The sequence below is a fragment of the Achromobacter sp. 46006 genome (assembly GCF_059761975.1).
Map to the genome: position 1 here is coordinate 38,812 of NZ_JCBANN010000035.1, position 16,350 is coordinate 55,161.

Annotated in this window: 12 protein-coding genes; 1 reads left to right on the top strand and 11 read right to left on the bottom strand. The window is 62.3% G+C overall.

From position 1 onward, the window contains the following. Positions 1 to 6: 6 nt before the first annotated feature. The 7 genes from AC6LKG_RS17115 to AC6LKG_RS17145 all read right to left on the bottom strand — a co-directional run bounded on the left by AC6LKG_RS17115 (position 7) and on the right by AC6LKG_RS17145 (position 8,325). Positions 7 to 3,147 carry a type I restriction endonuclease subunit R gene (locus AC6LKG_RS17115; RefSeq protein WP_498166160.1) on the bottom strand — a complete coding sequence of 1,047 codons (3,141 nt, stop codon included), beginning with the start codon at positions 3,145 to 3,147 and terminating at the stop codon, positions 7 to 9. 29 nt (positions 3,148 to 3,176) lie between these two features. Further along, the gene (locus AC6LKG_RS17120; protein ID WP_498166162.1) at positions 3,177 to 4,523 is read right to left on the bottom strand and encodes a restriction endonuclease subunit S; all 1,347 of its coding nucleotides are present in this window, start codon (positions 4,521 to 4,523) and stop codon (positions 3,177 to 3,179) included. After that, positions 4,520 to 6,565 carry a type I restriction-modification system subunit M gene (locus AC6LKG_RS17125; protein WP_498166164.1) on the bottom strand — a complete coding sequence of 682 codons (2,046 nt, stop codon included), beginning with the start codon at positions 6,563 to 6,565 and terminating at the stop codon, positions 4,520 to 4,522. Before AC6LKG_RS17125 ends, AC6LKG_RS17120 begins: the two co-directional genes overlap by 4 nt. Further along, positions 6,566 to 6,766 (bottom strand): hypothetical protein, encoded by a 201-nt coding sequence (locus tag AC6LKG_RS17130; protein WP_498166166.1) that lies wholly within the window; start codon positions 6,764 to 6,766, stop codon positions 6,566 to 6,568. Between the two features lie 282 nt (positions 6,767 to 7,048). Further along, positions 7,049 to 7,411, bottom strand: a complete 363-nt coding sequence (locus AC6LKG_RS17135) for a helix-turn-helix transcriptional regulator (protein ID WP_498166168.1) — start codon at positions 7,409 to 7,411, stop codon at positions 7,049 to 7,051. 369 nt (positions 7,412 to 7,780) lie between these two features. Beyond that, positions 7,781 to 8,050, bottom strand: coding sequence for a PAAR domain-containing protein (locus AC6LKG_RS17140; protein ID WP_498166170.1), 270 nt, complete (start codon positions 8,048 to 8,050; stop codon positions 7,781 to 7,783). Positions 8,051 to 8,070: 20 nt separating this feature from the next. After that, positions 8,071 to 8,325 (bottom strand): hypothetical protein, encoded by a 255-nt coding sequence (locus AC6LKG_RS17145; protein ID WP_498166172.1) that lies wholly within the window; start codon positions 8,323 to 8,325, stop codon positions 8,071 to 8,073. A gap of 130 nt (positions 8,326 to 8,455) precedes the next feature. Here AC6LKG_RS17145 and tssA point away from each other — a divergent pair, with 130 nt between their 5' ends. Next, the gene (gene tssA, locus AC6LKG_RS17150; RefSeq protein WP_498166174.1) at positions 8,456 to 9,586 is read left to right on the top strand and encodes a type VI secretion system protein TssA; all 1,131 of its coding nucleotides are present in this window, start codon (positions 8,456 to 8,458) and stop codon (positions 9,584 to 9,586) included. 114 nt (positions 9,587 to 9,700) lie between these two features. Here the strand turns inward: tssA and AC6LKG_RS17155 are convergent, their stop codons facing one another. The 4 genes from AC6LKG_RS17155 to AC6LKG_RS17170 form a co-directional block, all read right to left on the bottom strand. Then, positions 9,701 to 10,495 carry an OmpA family protein gene (locus AC6LKG_RS17155; RefSeq protein ID WP_498166176.1) on the bottom strand — a complete coding sequence of 265 codons (795 nt, stop codon included), beginning with the start codon at positions 10,493 to 10,495 and terminating at the stop codon, positions 9,701 to 9,703. A 3-nt stretch (positions 10,496 to 10,498) separates the two neighbouring features. Then, positions 10,499 to 11,482, bottom strand: a complete 984-nt coding sequence (tagF, locus tag AC6LKG_RS17160) for a type VI secretion system-associated protein TagF (protein ID WP_498166178.1) — start codon at positions 11,480 to 11,482, stop codon at positions 10,499 to 10,501. Next, positions 11,479 to 15,243 (bottom strand): type VI secretion system membrane subunit TssM, encoded by a 3,765-nt coding sequence (gene tssM / locus AC6LKG_RS17165; protein WP_498166184.1) that lies wholly within the window; start codon positions 15,241 to 15,243, stop codon positions 11,479 to 11,481. The genes tagF and tssM overlap by 4 nt, the downstream gene beginning before the upstream one ends. A 64-nt stretch (positions 15,244 to 15,307) precedes the next feature. Next, positions 15,308 to 16,350 (bottom strand): hypothetical protein (locus AC6LKG_RS17170; protein WP_498166180.1); only part of this gene is annotated, 1,043 nt, incomplete at its 5' end.

Sequence of the window (16,350 nt, forward strand, 5' to 3'; positions counted from 1 at the left end):
CGCTCGTCAGGCCCCGCTCAGCGCTTCTTCACCCTTGTCTCGCAGCTGTCGGTACACCTCATCTACCAAGAGGTTCGCCAACCCTTTGAATACCTTTTCATGCCTCAATGCCTGGTCAGCCATGGCGTTGTGACCCTCCAGGGCATCTACGACAGCATCGTTGAGCTTGGTTTCGTAAGCGCCATTTGCGAATGCGGTGACCGTATCGTTAGCCTCGGCCTGTTCCTTTAGGGTTGGATCGTTGACCATCTTGCCGATCAGAGTGGTTGCATACCCGCGGAAATCCGCATCGGAGAGATTGCCCGAGAACACCTCATTCATCTTTTTGATGATGGCGGACAGCCGGTCTTCTGGGTCGTCCCAGGCCCGACCACCTCCCGTCCCCAGTGGCTTCATCGGCTCGGCTGATCCTGCTTCCAGGTTGAGCTTGTGTTTTTGCTCGTTGATCACCTTGTACCCCGCCAGCCGCACGGATTCATCCAGGGCTTCATCGCCACCAGCCTTGCCCTGTAAGCGGGGCAGCAGCATCCGGCAGAAAGCGTGTAGGCGTTCCAGATCCGCATCGTCGTAGGAGCGCAGTTGCGACAGGAAGTCGTAGGCGCTGATGTACGACGAAACGTCACTACGGAACAAATCTTGCACTTCCTTGGCTTGTGCCTTGAACCGTTCGTGTGCTTTCTTCAACGGAGCTTGAATCGTGGCCTGCTTACCCTTGGGGTCGAAGTATCCATTGGAAAATTGCAGGACCTCTTCCCAAAGGTAGATACCTGCCTCATCCAGTTTCTGGCGCAATGTATGAACCAGGTTGGGATCTGTGACGGCAGACATCTTCGCAGTGCGATAGAACGGAAGGAATGCTTTGAGGATGCCGTCGGCTTCGTTGCGGAAATCCAGCACGAAGGTGGTTTCCTTGCCGGGGTACATGCGATTCAAGCGTGAGAGCGTTTGCACCGCCAGCACGTTATCCAAGCGTTTGTCTACGTACATGGCACAGAGTTTGGGTTGGTCGAATCCAGTCTGAAACTTCGATGCCACGATCAGCAGCTGATAGGCATCGGTCTTGAATACCTCCTTGATGCCGTCGTCGTGTTCCTTGCCGTCGTTGAGGTCACCTTCCTTGGCTTTGAGCACCTTCGACTCTTCGTCTGTCACCTCGCCCGAGTAGGCCACCAATGCTTTGCAGTCGGCGTACTTCATCTTCTTCATGTAGTCGTCGAACGCTTTCTTGTAGCGTACGGCCGCGACGCGGCTGTCCGACACCACCATGGCCTTGGCTTGCCCGCCCAGTTGGTGCATGATGTGCTCGCGGAAGTGCTCAACGATGACTGTGACTTTCTGAGCGATGCTGGTCGGGTGCAGCTGTGCGTATCGGAAGAGCTTGGTTTTGGCCTTACCTGCCTTTACCGCCTTGTCGTCGCCAGCTTGCTCCAACTTGAAGGCGAAACCATAGGTGGTGTAGCCCCGTAGTACGTCCAGAATGAACTTTTCCTCGATGGCTTGGCGCATCGAATATACGTGGAAGGGCTCGGGTGTTCCGTCTACGCCTGTCCGCCCAAAGAGCTCCATTGTTTTGGGCTTGGGCGTTGCTGTAAAGGCGTAGTACGACACGTTGGGCGGTCGCTGGCGAGACGCCATGATCTGGTTCAAGACATCTTCGTCCGTCAGCTCTGCATCTTCCTGTGCGGCGGCGATAGCATCCTCATACGCTGTTGACGGCGAGAGTTCTACGCTTAACGGTGTGCTTTGTGTTCCTGTGGTCAGGACCTGGCGCAGTTTCACAGCACCTTTGCCTGCTTGGCTGGAGTGAGCCTCATCTAGGATCAAGGCGAACCGGCGGTCACCCAAATCCCCAACTTTGTCCAGTACCCACGGAAATTTTTGTAGGGTAGTGATGATGATCAGCTTGCCCTTGTCCAGGGCTTGCGCCAACTGCGTGCTGTTTTCGTCGATCTTTTCGACTACACCTTGTTGGTGGTCGAACTGGTAGATGGTGTCTTGCAATTGCGTGTCCAGCACCCTGCGGTCTGTGATTACGATCACGCTGCTGAACACTTTCTGGTCCGTCGCGTCGTGGAGGGAGGCAAGACGGTGTGCCAACCAGCCGATTGTGTTGGACTTTCCAGATCCCGCTGAGTGTTGAACCAGGTAGGTATGTCCCACGCCCTCTGTGAGGGTCGCTGAAAGCAATCGGTTGACTGCATCCCACTGGTGGTAGCGCGGAAACAGTAGCGAGGTGCTGAATACCTTTTTACCTTTGGCGTCCTTGGTTTCAGAGACTTCGACGGACAGAAATTTGCCGATGATGGTCAACCACGCATCAGGCTGGAATACCTCGTGCCACAGGTATCCGGTGGAATAGCCCAATACGTCGTCAGGTGGATTGCCTGCTCCGGCGCCACCCATGCCATCCGGGTTGCCACGGTTGAACGGCAGGAACCGGGTGGCTGCGCCAGCCAGCCTAGTGGCCATCTGCACCTCATCAGTGCTGACAGCGAAATGAACCAGTGCCCTCTTGCCGAACGATAGCAAGGGCTCGGGTTGCCTGGTGTTTACGTCGATGGGGTTTCGGTCGTATTTGTACTGCCGAATCGCTTCTTCGATATTTTGCGTGGTGTCGGTTTTCAGCTCGATGGTCGCCAAGGGCAGGCCATTGAGGAACAGCACGAAATCGATGCACAACTGGTTGTGCATCGAGTAATGCAACTGTCGCACTACGCGCAGGCGGTTCTTTTTGTAGTGCTCCCAGGTGGTGGCATTCTGCCGATTGCTAGGGGCGAATTGCGCCATCTTGAATGTGGCGTTGATATCCTTGAAGCCCTTACGCAGAACGTAGAGCGTTCCCCAGAGCTGTGGCGTTTCTTTCTTGATCGTCGGACGGTCTTTGTCCAGCTCTTCCGCCAGCCGCTGGATGAACACAGCCTCTGGGTTCTTTGCATGGTTCTTGGAGAACTTCTCCCAGGCGTCGGGCTGAGTTTCTTTCACCCAGGCAATGGCATCCTCAGGGTACAGAGCCGTATGGCGATCGTAGCCTTCGTCATAGGCAAACCCCTTCTGATAGGGAAGAGGACCGTCCATAAGCCAGCCTTGAGCCTTCATGGCCTCGCAAATTTCGTCCTCAAACTGCTCTTCAGTGTGGATGGCTGCCATGGATCTCCCTCTCGTATTTTTCTCTGTTGTTATTGCGGCGTTGCGGTACGAACGTCGATGCGTCCTAGCACTGCGTCTGCGATGGTCGCGGCCCGGAGTTCTTTCAGAAGGGCGATCTCGTCTTGAGTGTGCTCAATGAGATCGGTCAAAGCCCTTCTGTCGTGTTGAGCTTCTAGAACAATTTCTTTTTGGATGTCTTTTGGAGGAAGTGGCACATCCAAGTCCATGATGGTGCGGCGGTCGATATTCAGCATGGAAGCACTGGCTCCTGTGGCACGCTCTTCGATATGAACGCGAACTGCCGCATGAGTCAGAACAAATACTAGATACTGAGGTAAGCATTCATTCTGATTGAGTCGAAGGCGGTAGTGCTTATCCGATAGCATCAGCTGCGGATAGTCTTTGTCCGCCATGGCTGCGCGCCCGACCAAGTTTTTGGTATTTGCTCGTGAAATCAGTACATCACCTTTCAAGAGAGTGATGCTCTCGATAGGCTCGATGTCATCTGGCAATGCTTTGGATTCGAGAGGGTTGAAATCACCGGTATTCACGCAGCCAACTTTTAGAACACCCCATTCTCCGTCATCAGGAGGGCGAGATTCGCACTGTGGGCTGATCCCTTGGTCAACTGACAACGTTAGGTGTTTGACTTTGGCGATGCGCCAACTATTGGGTAGTGATTGCAGCCATGTAAAACGATTGCACGGTGTACCAGCTGTTGAGCTTGCAAGTCGTATCAAAGTGGAGGCGAAGGACGACGCCTGTGCCTCCCGTAACAATCCAATCAGCTCATCCTTCTCATGAATTAGGGTGTCGATGCGGGCGGTTTCGGCATCGAGGTAGTCGGCAATCGCTTGCTGTTCGTCGGGTGGTGGAATTGGGGCGAAATAGTCTTTCACGAACAAATCAGGCACGCGCTTTTGGCCGCCCGCACCTTGCATCAAGGCTTCGCCGGGGAGACGAAATGCACTGCACATGGTCAGGTAGTAGAGCCATTTGGGGCAGTCGTCGTGGGTTGGCCGCATCACAATCAGCTCGGTGGTTCCAAAGCCAACGCCCTCAACCAGCCCAGCCATCGCCGCTCCTTTGCCGTTTTCATAGCAGGGCGTGATTTTTGCGATGGCAACATCGCCGTCTTCAAAATAGGTGTAGCCCGAAGCCACATCACCCACGAGCCGGGTACGCTCCAAATCAAGTGCGCCATCATCGCCAATGGCCTCCATGGGCAGGAACGAGACCGGAAGGTCAGCGCTGAGCGGTTTGGAACACGACGGATTCACCTTGACACGAAAGCGCAGGCGTTCAACCGCCCATAGCGTGGGAACATCCCCCAACCACGGTACGCCAGAAGGCTTGTAGCTCGCATACGGCTTCATGGGCGAACCTCGCCCTTAATGCCACGCAGCAGTTCCATGAACTTGTGCTCCTTGGCCTCGATGTCCGCTGCGATGGCTTCACGGCTGCGCGGAGGCGTGTACACGTAGAACTCGCGATTGAAGTTGATTTCGGTACCCACCACACCTGTCTTTCCGTCCGCAGAGTCCTTCACGTCGTAGTTGATCCACGCGTCTGGCCAGTGCGGGCGTACCTCTTTGTCAAAGTACGCTTCGATAGCGTCGTTGAAGGGCACGTATTCGGCATCGCGCAGTTCGGAGTCACTCAGAACTTCGCCCTTTTCGTTGGTGGTCGGCTCGGCATCTTTGTCCTTGGTGCCGAAGTATTTGCGAGCCAGTTCTACGGTCTTGGCTGTAAGCTTGGCGGCCTTTCCTGTCAACTCCAGTTCGTTTGCAGCAGCTTCGGCTGCTGCATGCAGCGCGGAACGAAATGACTCCGCGTCCCTGTAGATCACGTCGTTGTCCATGCGATTCACTGCTTCGGACAACAGGATCGATTGTTCCTGAGTAAGTTTGGCGGCGACTGTGTCGTAGCCCAAATCAATCCAGCGTTGAAGCTCAATCTGGAAGCGCATGCGCAAGGGCCGTTCAATGGTGACGCGGCGATAGAAGAAGTGCTCGTGGTCAAATACTTTGGCTTTGAGCACACGCCCACTTTTTCCTTCGGGATCTTCTGACCATTCCATGGCTTTGAAGTCGGCATAGGCTTTGGTGATGCGTTCCACACAGTCGGCGGTGAACTCACGGCGCTTCTTGCCCAGGTTCTTCTTCATCAGCACGCTCATGGCGGTGGCATCGATCAGCAGAACCTTGCCCTTGCGGTCAGCGGGCTTGCGGTTCGTCATGAACCACAGATAGGTGGTGATGTTGGTGTTGTAGAACATGTCCGTGGGCAGTGCCACGATGCAATCGAGGTAGTCATGCTCCAAGATGTGGCGGCGGATTTCGCTCTCGCCGCTGCCTGCGTCGCCGGTGAAGAGCGGGGAGCCGTTGTGCACTACGCCGATGCGCCCGCCGCCCTTGCCAGCAACCACGGGCTGCATTTTGGACAGTAGGTGCAGGGAGAACAGCATTTGCCCATCGCGGATGGCGGGCAGGCCAGGACCGAAACGTCCAGCAGCCCCTTTGGCGTGTTCTTTCTTGACGGCGGCTTCAGCCGGCTTCCACTCCACGCCGTAGGGCGGATTGGCTGCCTGGTATTCAAAGGTCTTGTCTGGGTGAAGATCGTTGGCCAGCGTGTCGCCGCTCTTGATGTCTGCTGGGTTTTGACCGCGAATGAGCATGTCGGCCTTGCAGATGGCGTAGGTCTCGTCTTCCAGCTCCTGCCCAAACAGTTTCAGGGTGGCACGGGCGTTGAACTTGCGCAGGTGCTCTTCGGCCACGCTCAGGATGCCCCCCGTGCCCGCCGTTGGGTCGTACATGGTGCGTATCACGCCAGGAACGGACAGCGCCTCGTCGTCGCCGCTGAAAAGCAGCGTCACCATGAGCTCAATTACATCGCGGGGGGTGTACTGCTCACCAGCAGGGGAGACGTCGTTGAACTTTCGCAGCAGCTCTTCGAATGCCTGCCCCATGTCGTGGTTCGTCACGATGGCCGGGTCAAGGTCTGTTTCTGCAAAACGCTGGACTACGAGGTACAGACGATTTTTCTCCGCCAGTTTATCCAGGGTGGCAGCGAATTCGAACTTGTCGAAGATGTCGCGCACATTCTGCGAGAAGCCATTGATCATCGCTTCCAGGTTGTCGCGGACGTCATCTGGAGTCTCTGCGATGTTGGGGAGGGTGAAGGAGGACGTGTTGAAGAACGGATAGCCACTGACGGGCGTCAGCATCTTGTCCAAGTCGTAGCCCTTGCTTCGTACGGCGGCATATCTAGCCCGAACGGCCTCACGAGTGGGCTGCAAGACGCAATCTAGGCGACGCAGGATGGTGAACGGCAGGATGACCTTGCGGTATTCGTTTTCCTTGTAGGCGCCGCGCAGTAGTTCGGCATTCTTCCAGATGAGGTCGGCTAACTTGGACATTCAAAGCTTCTTGGTTGCGTTCTTGTCGAGCTCGGGCTCGGCTGCTGGCAAGGCGATGCCATGGCTTGCGGCATAGGTATGCACCATGTGCTCCATCATCGAAGCCATGCTGCGGTGCTCACGTTGCGCACACAATGCAAGCAGCGCTTTGCCTTGAGGTGTCATACGCAAGGACATAAGCGCGGATTTGGGCTGGGTCATGAAGGCTATACCATTCGCAATCGTTTGTATTGCAAACGGTATCATTTGCGATTTATCGCCGTCAAATTTTGGGTGGCACGACACTGAAATACGGAAGGGCGGAGCGTCTCGGTAAAGGGGCATTCTCAGCCTGCCTCGAGGTAGCTCGGGGGGCGGTACGCTGACGTTGAGGCGGTACCCTAGGCTTGTTTTTCCAAAACCGGGTACAGAATCGAGTACGGGCTTGCCGAACAAGAACACCATACAATGACGGGACTTTTCGGCCGATTTGCGACTTAACGCCTAATCGCGCTGTGCAAGCTGTCGTCGTCGAATTTGTTCAGCCTTGGTTGGCCGCCCACGTCCGCGTGCAGCCTGTGGCGTTGCTGTCGGTTGTGGTTTGGCAAGTGCTACTTGCTGGACATGTAGAGTCTCGCGCTGTGATGCCAGCCAAGCATGAACCTCCGTCTGCTCATAGCGCAGCAGTCTGCCCACTTTCACACAAGGAGGGAGCGGTTCTCCGCGAGTGCGCCGGTTGTACAAGGTCTGCACAGACAACCCCAAAACGGCGGCCAGTTGATCGGAGGTAAGAAGTTTGTCCATCTGTACTTTCGCGAAGGCACTGGCACATGCCAGCAAAAAGTATAGACAGGCAAGGGTCGCCATGGCGGCCTATCAGTACCTCCCGGTAGGCCGTACAATCCGCGTCGGCGCCATCGAGATTGACCGCACTTTTAACGCACTGACCGCAGTAAAGTGCGTTAGGTCGCGGTAAGTTCCGGTAAGCTAAGCTCATGATTTTTCTAGATATTCATGTTGGCCTGTCCCTGGTAAAACACCCTTAAAACGGACTCTTAATCCGTAGGTCGAGTGTTCGAGCCACTCACAGCCCACCAGAATTCCCAAGTAGTACGACGTATAAAGCCCACCGGTGACGGTGGGCTTTTTGCTTTCTGGCGAATTGCGGCCGTGCGCCTGGCCCAGGCCGCGCTTGCAGGCTCCGGGAAGGGTGACGACCGCTTCCCGCGTCCGCGTTCAGCCGTATTCCAATTGATAGAAGTGCTGGCTGGCGATCAGGGTGGCGCCGCAGGATGTGCGCATGCCTTCCAGCGCGGTCATGCGATCCGAGGCGACGTTCTGCACTCCCTCGACAATGCTGTGCGTGCCGCCACACTTGGGGCAGGTGACGCGGTCGCCGAGACGGGCCATGGGCTGGCCGAAGATGACGACGGTTTCGTCGCCGGTCACGACCACGCCGCCGTGCGACGTCTTATCGCCTTTGCGGATGACGGAGCGTTGGGACATGTTGCTCGAGAGATATTTGTTTACAGATACGTACCGTCCGGCGCCAGCCTGGCCGGGCCGACCACGAAGGTGCCGTCGGGGGCCATGCGCACGGGGCCGCCACCGCCTTTGTAGCTGCCGTCCGGGGCGCGCTGGGGCGTGCCGGCCACGTAGGTGCCATCCGGCGCCCGGGTGATGGGGCCGTCGCCGCCGACGATGGTGCCGTCGGGGGCGCGGCGCGGGGTGCCCGCGATGAAGCGCCCGTCGGGCAGCATGCGGATCGATTTCGTCGTCATGAATGCTCCTTGGTCGGAGCGCAAATCATAGCGAAGCATCGTGATGCGCCTTGTAATAGGACGTGTCATCTTTGAACGTTATACGTAAGCCGTTGTGGGATGATTTGCGCCTACTTACCGATTTGCGCCTATGACCGACATCCACGCCTTGTTGCAACCGATACCCGGCGACGCGCCATGCGGCGTCGATCTGGTGTTTTCGCCCGAGTTCGACGCGATCCGCGAAGCGCGCCGGCACGATGACCCCCAGCTCGACCAGGGGGATTGGGTCATCGACCTGAAAGAGGCCGACTGGCCGGAAGTGACGCGCATTTGCACCACGGTGCTGCGCGATCGCAGCAAAGACATACGTATTGCGTCATGGCTCGCGGAGGCCTGGGCCAAGACGCGCGGGTTCGCGGGCCTGCGCGACGGTTATGTGCTGATCGACGGCCTGTGCCGCGAATACTGGGAGGGGTTGCACCCGGTGCCGGAAGATGGCGACGTGCAGCAGCGCGTCGGCAACCTGGCTTGGCTGCTGTCGCGCTCGCAGCAACTCATCGGCGAGATTCCGCTGACCCAGGCCGACGGCGCGCGCTATGGCGCGGTGCTGTGGGAGGCGGCGAGCCAGTTGGCCAATGCCGTCAAGCGCACGCCGGACAATGCCAATGAACTGACCCGCGGCAAGCTCACGCTCGACCGGTTCGATGCGGCGCGGCGCGATACGCCGCCGTCGTTCTACTCCGAGCTGGACGGGCAGCTCGAGGGATGCGCGCAGGCGCTCGCGCAATTGGAACGCACGCTGGATGAGCGGCTGGGCGAGGACAGCCCGGCGTTCTCGCGGGTGCGCGAGTCGCTGCGCAATGTCACGGAACTGGCGCATCGGTTCGCGCGCGATGCCGGCCTGCTGGTCCGCGCCGACCTGGCGGCCGCGCCGCCGCCTGTGGCGCCTTCCGCGCCCGCCGTTCCCGTCCGAGTGGAGCCCACCTTGCCCGCCGCCGAACATTTTCCCGTTGTCGATGCGCCAGCCCATGGCGCGCCACCGGCCGCCGCGCGCGGGTCGATCCAGACCCGCGAGCAAGCGCTGGCGCAACTGCGCGAGGTAGCGGATTTCTTTCGCCGCACCGAGCCGCACAGCCCGGTCGCCTATCTGGCCGACAAGGCCGCGAGCTGGGGCGAGATGTCCTTGCACCTGTGGCTGCGCACGGTGGTCAAGAACGACGAGACCCTGTCGGGCCTGGAAGAGCTGCTCGGCATCAAGAAGGCCGGCGAGGGCAACTGAGGCATCGGGCCGCCGCGTGTGGCGGCGAGCCGGCCAGGCGGCCGCGCGGGGCCGGCCGCCCGGGGACGCCCGCGTTGGGCAGGCGCGCGGCGGCGCCCCGCCATGGAGGCGGCCTCAGCGCGCCGCGCGAAACTCGATGCGCCGGTTCTTGGCGCGGCCTTCCGGCGTGGCGTTGGTGGCCACCGGCTGGTCCGGGCCGGCGCCCATCGCCTCGAAGCGCGACGCCGGCAGCCCCTTGTCCACCAGGTAATCCCGCACCGCATCCGCGCGCGCCTGGCTCAGCGCCAGATTGGTGCTGCGGCTGCCCGAGCTATCGGTGTGGCCGATGATCTGGATCTTGTCGGCGCGCAGCCGCGGCACGGCGTCGGCCACGCGGTCCAGCAATTCGCGTCCGCGCGCGGTCAGGCGGGCGCTGCCGGTTTCGAATTCCACCACCCGGTTGCTCAGCAGGTTGTCGAGCACGTCCTGCTCGTCCTTGCCGGCCGACACACGCAGGCCGTTGACGATCTTGTAGGTGGGGTTGAGCGCGGTCGCGAAGGTGCTGGCGATGCGCTGGCGCGAGGCTTCGTTGTCCACTTCGCCGCGCAGCCGGATCTGGGTGCCGTCGATTTCCAGTTGGCCGCGGTTGATCTGCTTGAGGGGGCTGTCGAGCAGCTTGCCGACATGCTGCGACCAGTTCGGCGGGGCGACCACGCCTCCGACGTCGATGCGGTCGATCACGTTGCCCACGCCGTAGACTTTCTGCAGCCGCTGCAGCACGTCGGCCTTGGTGGCTTCGTCGGGCACGGCGCCGCTGGCGACGACCTGGCCGGGCTGGGGAATGACGTTGGCGGGCACCACCGTGGCCGCGTCCTGGGCATAGAGCGGGCAGGCGAAGGCGGCGGCCAGGAGCAGAGAGAGTATGCGCATGTCCTAGGCTCCGATAAAGACTTCGCGGAAGGTCTCCAGCGCCTGGCGCAGGGAGAGCCGCGGTTGATCCAGATAGCTCGATAGCTTGGCCAGGCCGTGGCTGGCGCTGACATGGTCACGCACCCAGGGGGCATCTTCCAGCACGATGTAGTGCTGCGACAAGGTCTGCGGCGTCGACAGCAGGGTCGCCAGCGTCTGCGGCGATGCGCCACGAAAGCCCACCACCAGGCGGTGCTTGCCGGCGATCTGCCCGATGAACATGGCGATCTCGAAGTCGGCGCGATTGAGGAAGGGCGCGATCAGCGTCATCCAATACGTCGCCACCAGGTTGATGTAGAGCGGGTCGTCGGGCAGCGGCAGCGCCAGGCCGGTGTCCAACTGCGACGAGCCGCTGGACATGACCGGCGCCAGCAGGATGCCCAGCGCCAGCACGATGTCGTGCATGCTGGCTGCGTGGCCGTTGCCACGCAGCATCGCCTGCACGCGCTCGATCGTCTGCAAGTCGATGAAGGCGTCGAAGCCGTCGTCGGCGGCGGTGCGGATTTCTCCTTCCAGATCGTTCAGCGTCTGCAGCGCGGCGGCGGGATCGCCCGCCTGCATCAGCTGCGTGGCGGCGCTGCCCATGCGGTTCCACATGCGGCTGAATGCCAGCGGGCTGCGGGCGATGAAGTCGAGCGGACGCGACACTTCCACCGAGGTCGCGCTGATGAACGGGAAGCGCCGTCCGGATTGGTCGCGGCTGGGCTGCAAGTGGCCCGCGATGGCGAGCTTGCCGCGCGAGCCCAGCACCGCGAATGGCACCGGCTGGGCTTCGTCGTACAGCGTTTTCCAGTGTGGGTCCTGGGCCAGGATCTCCATGGTGTTCGCGACCCAGGCGTCCAGCGTCGCCATCAGTTGCGGATGCGAGGTGTTCTTGACGAAGTCGCCGCGCGACGGGATCTTGCCGAAATAGGCCGTACGGAACATGGGGGACTGAGGGTTGCTCATTGTTGCGCTCCGGCGGGCGTCGGGGCGACGGAGGGTTGGGGGGAGGTGCCCGCGACCGTGGCGGGCAGGCGCAGGTTGCGCAGACCCTGGCTGCCCGGCTCGGTGCCGCCGGCGCTGGCCGCCTGGGCGTTGCTGATGATGCGCAGCCTGACCGGGACCGTGATGTTGGACTTGGTCCAGCTCATCTCGAAGCTGCCGTCCGGGTTGGGCTTGCGCTGGGCGCCGGAAATCAGGCGCTCCAGGCCGAAGCGGCCGGGCTCGTTGACGATTTCGACCACGGTGCCATCGAAGGCGGTGGCCGTGATGCGCGCGCCGGGCGCGCCCTGCGCGTTGGGCCAGATGAAGTTGACCCATTGCGGCGGCGTGTTGCGGTAGCGAAGCTGCTGGCCGTCGATCTCGATGGTGTATTCGGTAACGCCGCCGGCCGGCTTGGGCTGGATCTGGAACAGCGTCTGCGGCTGGCTGGCCGCGCCCGAGCCGGCCGCGCCGCCGGACAGCGGGGCCACCCATTGCGCGAAGTTGGCGGTGAAGGACGGCTGCAGGTCGATGCCCATGTCGCCCCAGGTGCGGGCGGTCAGGATGTCGCCCCGGCGCACGGTCAACGGTCCCAGGGTTTCGTTGACATACTTGGCGATGCTGCCCTGCGGGCCGAAGACCTGGGCGATCTCCTCGCCGCTGGCCTCGATGCCGGCCTTGGTCGAGAACGGATATTTTTCCGCCAGGTTCTGCATGAAAACCTGATAGACCTGGGCGTTCCAGACCTTGTTCAGTTCGGTCTGCGCGGGTTGCATGGCGACGGCGTAGCCCTGGATCAGCGGACGCACCAGCAGCGGGCGCAGCGTGTCGCGCTGCGCCGGCGTCAGGCCGGCGAGCATTTGCTCGTCCACCAGCTTGAGCGCATCGGCCAGCTCCGAGTCCTTGCCTTCCAGCGTCTGGCGCATCAGCAGCAACGCGCCCGGGCCGGGGTCTCCCTGGTTGTTGATCAGGTTGAAGCGGGTGCGGATCTTGGACAGCGCGTTCATGTAGTTGCCCAGCAGCGACTGGTTGTCGCGCGTGACCACCAGGCGCGCCACGTCGGAGAACTCGCGGCCCACCGGACCCATCGGGATCTGTTCGCCGCCGGACGCCGCCGTGGCCGGCTTGGGCTGGCCCTGGCGCAGGATCACGCGCTTGAACCAGGCGACCACGCCGGTCTGGGCCTGGGAAATGCCGGTATTGATCAGCGAGGGGTTGTCCCACGAGGTCTGTTCGTAGGTGGTGTTGATGAGCTTGACCAGCGGCGAGTTCTGCGGGTCGCCCAGGCGGTTCATGCCGTGCACCGCCTGCTCGAAGCTGGTGAAGGGCTTGATCGTGACGCCGCGCAGCATCTTCTGCCATTCCTGCGCGTACTCGGTCTTGTACATCGTCGCCAGGCTCTTCTGGATCTGCTCGGGACTGCCTTCCAGCGTGAGGTCGTCGCGCGCGTTCACGCCCAGCACCCAGTCGCTGGTCTGCACTTCGCGACGGGCGGCCTCGCCGATGGCCGGCTCGATGTATTGTTCCCAGGCCTCGCGCGTGAACGTGCCGGGCACCGCGTAGCTGCCGGCCACCACGGCGGCATCGGCCTCGCCCATGATGCGGGCGACGGTCATGGCGGGGAAGCGCGTGGCGGCGCGCGCCTTCAGCGTGGCATAGGCGCGTTCGCGCGCCGGCATGCCCTGCATCACGCTGCGCAGATTGCCGCGCGTGCGCTCAACCATGGCCAGATTGGTTTCGATCTGGGGCCAGTCGGCATCGGCCGCGCGCGCCACATAGAACGAAATCAGCCGTTCGGCGCTGCGGATCAGTTGGTCGCGCGGCATGGCGCCACGGTTGGTTTCCAGCCATCCGCGCCAGAACCGGGTGATCTGGTCGGACAGATGGGTGGGGTCCACGTGCTCGCGATTGGCCATCATCAGATAGGTCTTGAGCGCGTTGTAGGCGTCGTCGACGTTGGTGGGCGAGGCGTCCTGGAACAGGGTGTCGCCGGCATTGTCGCGCACCGGCTGGGCCTGGGGCGGCGTCGGGCGAGCGGTCCCGGCCGCTGCCGCCTGCGACACGTCGACGCGGCCCAGGTAGTCTTCCAGGCTGGCCTTGACCGGCACCAGCATGAATTGGCGCAGGCCGTTGTAGTACTCGGCCAGCAGGCGCTGCTTGAGCACGTCGCCTTGGTACAGGCCCAGTCCCAGCGACAGCGGCCGGCTGTTCGAGTAACGGTCCAACTGCTCGATACGGTCCTGCAGGATCTCCATGGCCTCCAGGCGGCTCTGCAGGTCGGTGCGTTCGCTTTGCAGGCGCACCACCTTGTCGAGGTCGGCCTGCACATTACTGGCCAGTTGCCGGTTGCCCAGGTAAGACCAGCTCCAGCCGCCCAGTACCAGTCCCAGCGCCAGCACCAGGCCGGAGAAAGCCAGGTAGCGCATGCGGACCTTGTTGGGGCTGGCGTGCTGGCGCACCAGTTTCTTGTCGGCGAAGATTACGCTGGAGAACAGGTCGCGCAGGAAAAAGCCATTGTGCGAGGCGACGCTGCGCGCGGTTTCGCGCGAGGCCGGGCGCAGCGCGAAGCGCTCGGCGAGCTTGTCGGTCGAGGTGCTGCGCGACGCGCCCTCCTGCAAGGCGCTGGTGAAATAGAAGCCCCGGAACACCGGTTTGTACTGGAACGGGTTGGTTTCGAACAGGGTCGACAGGAAGGTGCGCAACGCCGGTTTGATGCCGGCGAATTCCAGCGGGAAAGTCAGCAGCCCCGGCGGCAGGGCGCCACTGCGGCGCAGCGAGATCTGCGCCGTGCCCATTTCCTTCAGGCCCTCATAGAGTTCATCGAAACGTTCGTCGAACAGCGTCAGCACATCGCGGCTTTCGTCGGCGCCGTATGGCAGGGTCGCGCCCCAGACGCGGTCGCGCTCGCGCGCGTCGGCGTCGGCGAAGAATTCGGAGAAACCGGCGATCAGGTCGGCTTTGGTGAAGATCACGTAGACCGGGGCGAACACTTCCAGCCGGTCGGTCAGTTCCTGCACGCGCTGGCGCAGGTTCTTGGCCAGGTTGATGGCGAATTCCGGGCCGGCGTCGGTGAGTTCGCTGATGCTGGCCGCCACGATGATGCCGTTGATCGGCGCCTTGGGGCGATGCCGCTTGAGCAGGTCCAGAAAGCTCATCCACTCGTTGCGGTCTTCTTCGTGCACCGAGTAGCGGCCGGCGGTGTCCAGCAGGATGCCCTCGGTGGTGAAGAACCAGTCGCAGTTGCGGGTGCCGCCCACGCCGCGCACGGCGGCGCCATTCTTGTCGGCGAAGGGAAACTGCAAGCCCGAGTTGATGACGGCGCTGCTCTTGCCTGCCGCGGGGTTGCCGATGACGATGTACCAGGGCAGTTCGTAGAGCGCCTCGTTGCCGGAGGTCTGGCCGATCTTGGAGGTCTTGATGGTGCGCACGGCCTGCGTCAGGCGAGTGCGCAGCGCGTCGATTTCGCTGCGGTTGGCGGCGGGACTGGCGGCGGCGCCGGTCTGCACCTGTTGCTCCAGCATGTCGCCCAGCTTCTGGTTGGCGCGCCGCGTGCGGCGCCGGCGCCAGAGGAAGGCGCAGAGCCACAGGCATAGCAGCACGCCCAGCACCACGCCCACCCAGGCCATGGCGATCTGCATGGTGTCGGCGAACAGGAACAGGAACACGATCAGCGCGACCAGGCCGATCAGCATGAAGGTGCGCGGGTTGGCGAACGCGCGCCCGCTCCAATAGCGGAAGTCGCTCATGGCGCTGGAAAATCGAGAAAGCAATCCTGATGGGCTACGCATGGTTTTCGCTTTTGTTTTGGGGTCAGGCGGTAGCGCTGGCGGCGGGTCGGGAGACCAGCGCCGCGGCGCGCAATGCGGGGTCTTGCAGGGTAAGGGTGAGCACGGGTTGGTCGATCTGCATGCAGGTTGCGCCGGCCACGGCCAGCGTCAGCAGCGATGCCGCCGCGCCGGTGTGGCCGCAGGCCGCGCCTATGGCCTGGCAGTCCTTGCCGCTGTCCAGATGGGCAAGCAATTGCGCGGCCACGTCCAAGGGTTCCAGGGGGCGGCTGCCGCGGTGATCGGCATCGCTGACGATATGGGCGACGCTGTCGGGGGCGACACCGGCGGCCTGCAGCAGGTCGCGCGCCAGATCCGTCAGCGGCGCTTCGGCCTGGGCGCCGCGCGCGTCGGCAGGCTTGTGCCGCTGCAGCACCGGCGACAGCGTGAGCCGCAGTTCGGCTTCGGCCCCGGGGGGAGCCAGCAGCAGGCCGGCGGCGGCTTCGCCCGGCACGCGGCCTTGCGGGTTGGCATGCGTCAATAGCGTCGACGCGCCATCCCAGCGGGCAACCTGTTCGGCGTCGATATAGCCGTCGCCGGCCAGCACGATGCGCCATTGCGGCTCGGCCTGGGGATCTTCTGGCTCGGCGGCGATCCGGCGCAGCAGCAGGTCGGCGGCCATGGCGTTTGAAGCCGGGTGGGCGGCGGCGTTGATGCGGGCATCGGGCCAGACCGCGGCCGCGGCTCGCACCGCCGCGAGCGCGCGCTGCTGCGCCGTTTCGGACCAGTGCGCCGGCGCCAGCACGTCCAAGCGCAGCAGCGGCCAGTCCGCTTCGCGCGCCGGCACGTCCAGTTCCGTGACGCGGGCATGCGCGGCCTGGCTCAGTGTGCGCGCGATCTCGGCGAGCAGCGCGGTGGCTCGCAGCGTGGCCGTGGCGAGGGCGTCGGCGGGCGCGCCCTGTTCCCGCGCCGCCGCGTACAGTTCCAGATCGTCCACGCCGGGCACGCGCCCGGCTAAGATCGGAAAGCCCTGCGCTGTCTTGAGCGCGGCGTCCAGTTCGGGACGCCGCTGTTCGGCCAGCGCGGCGG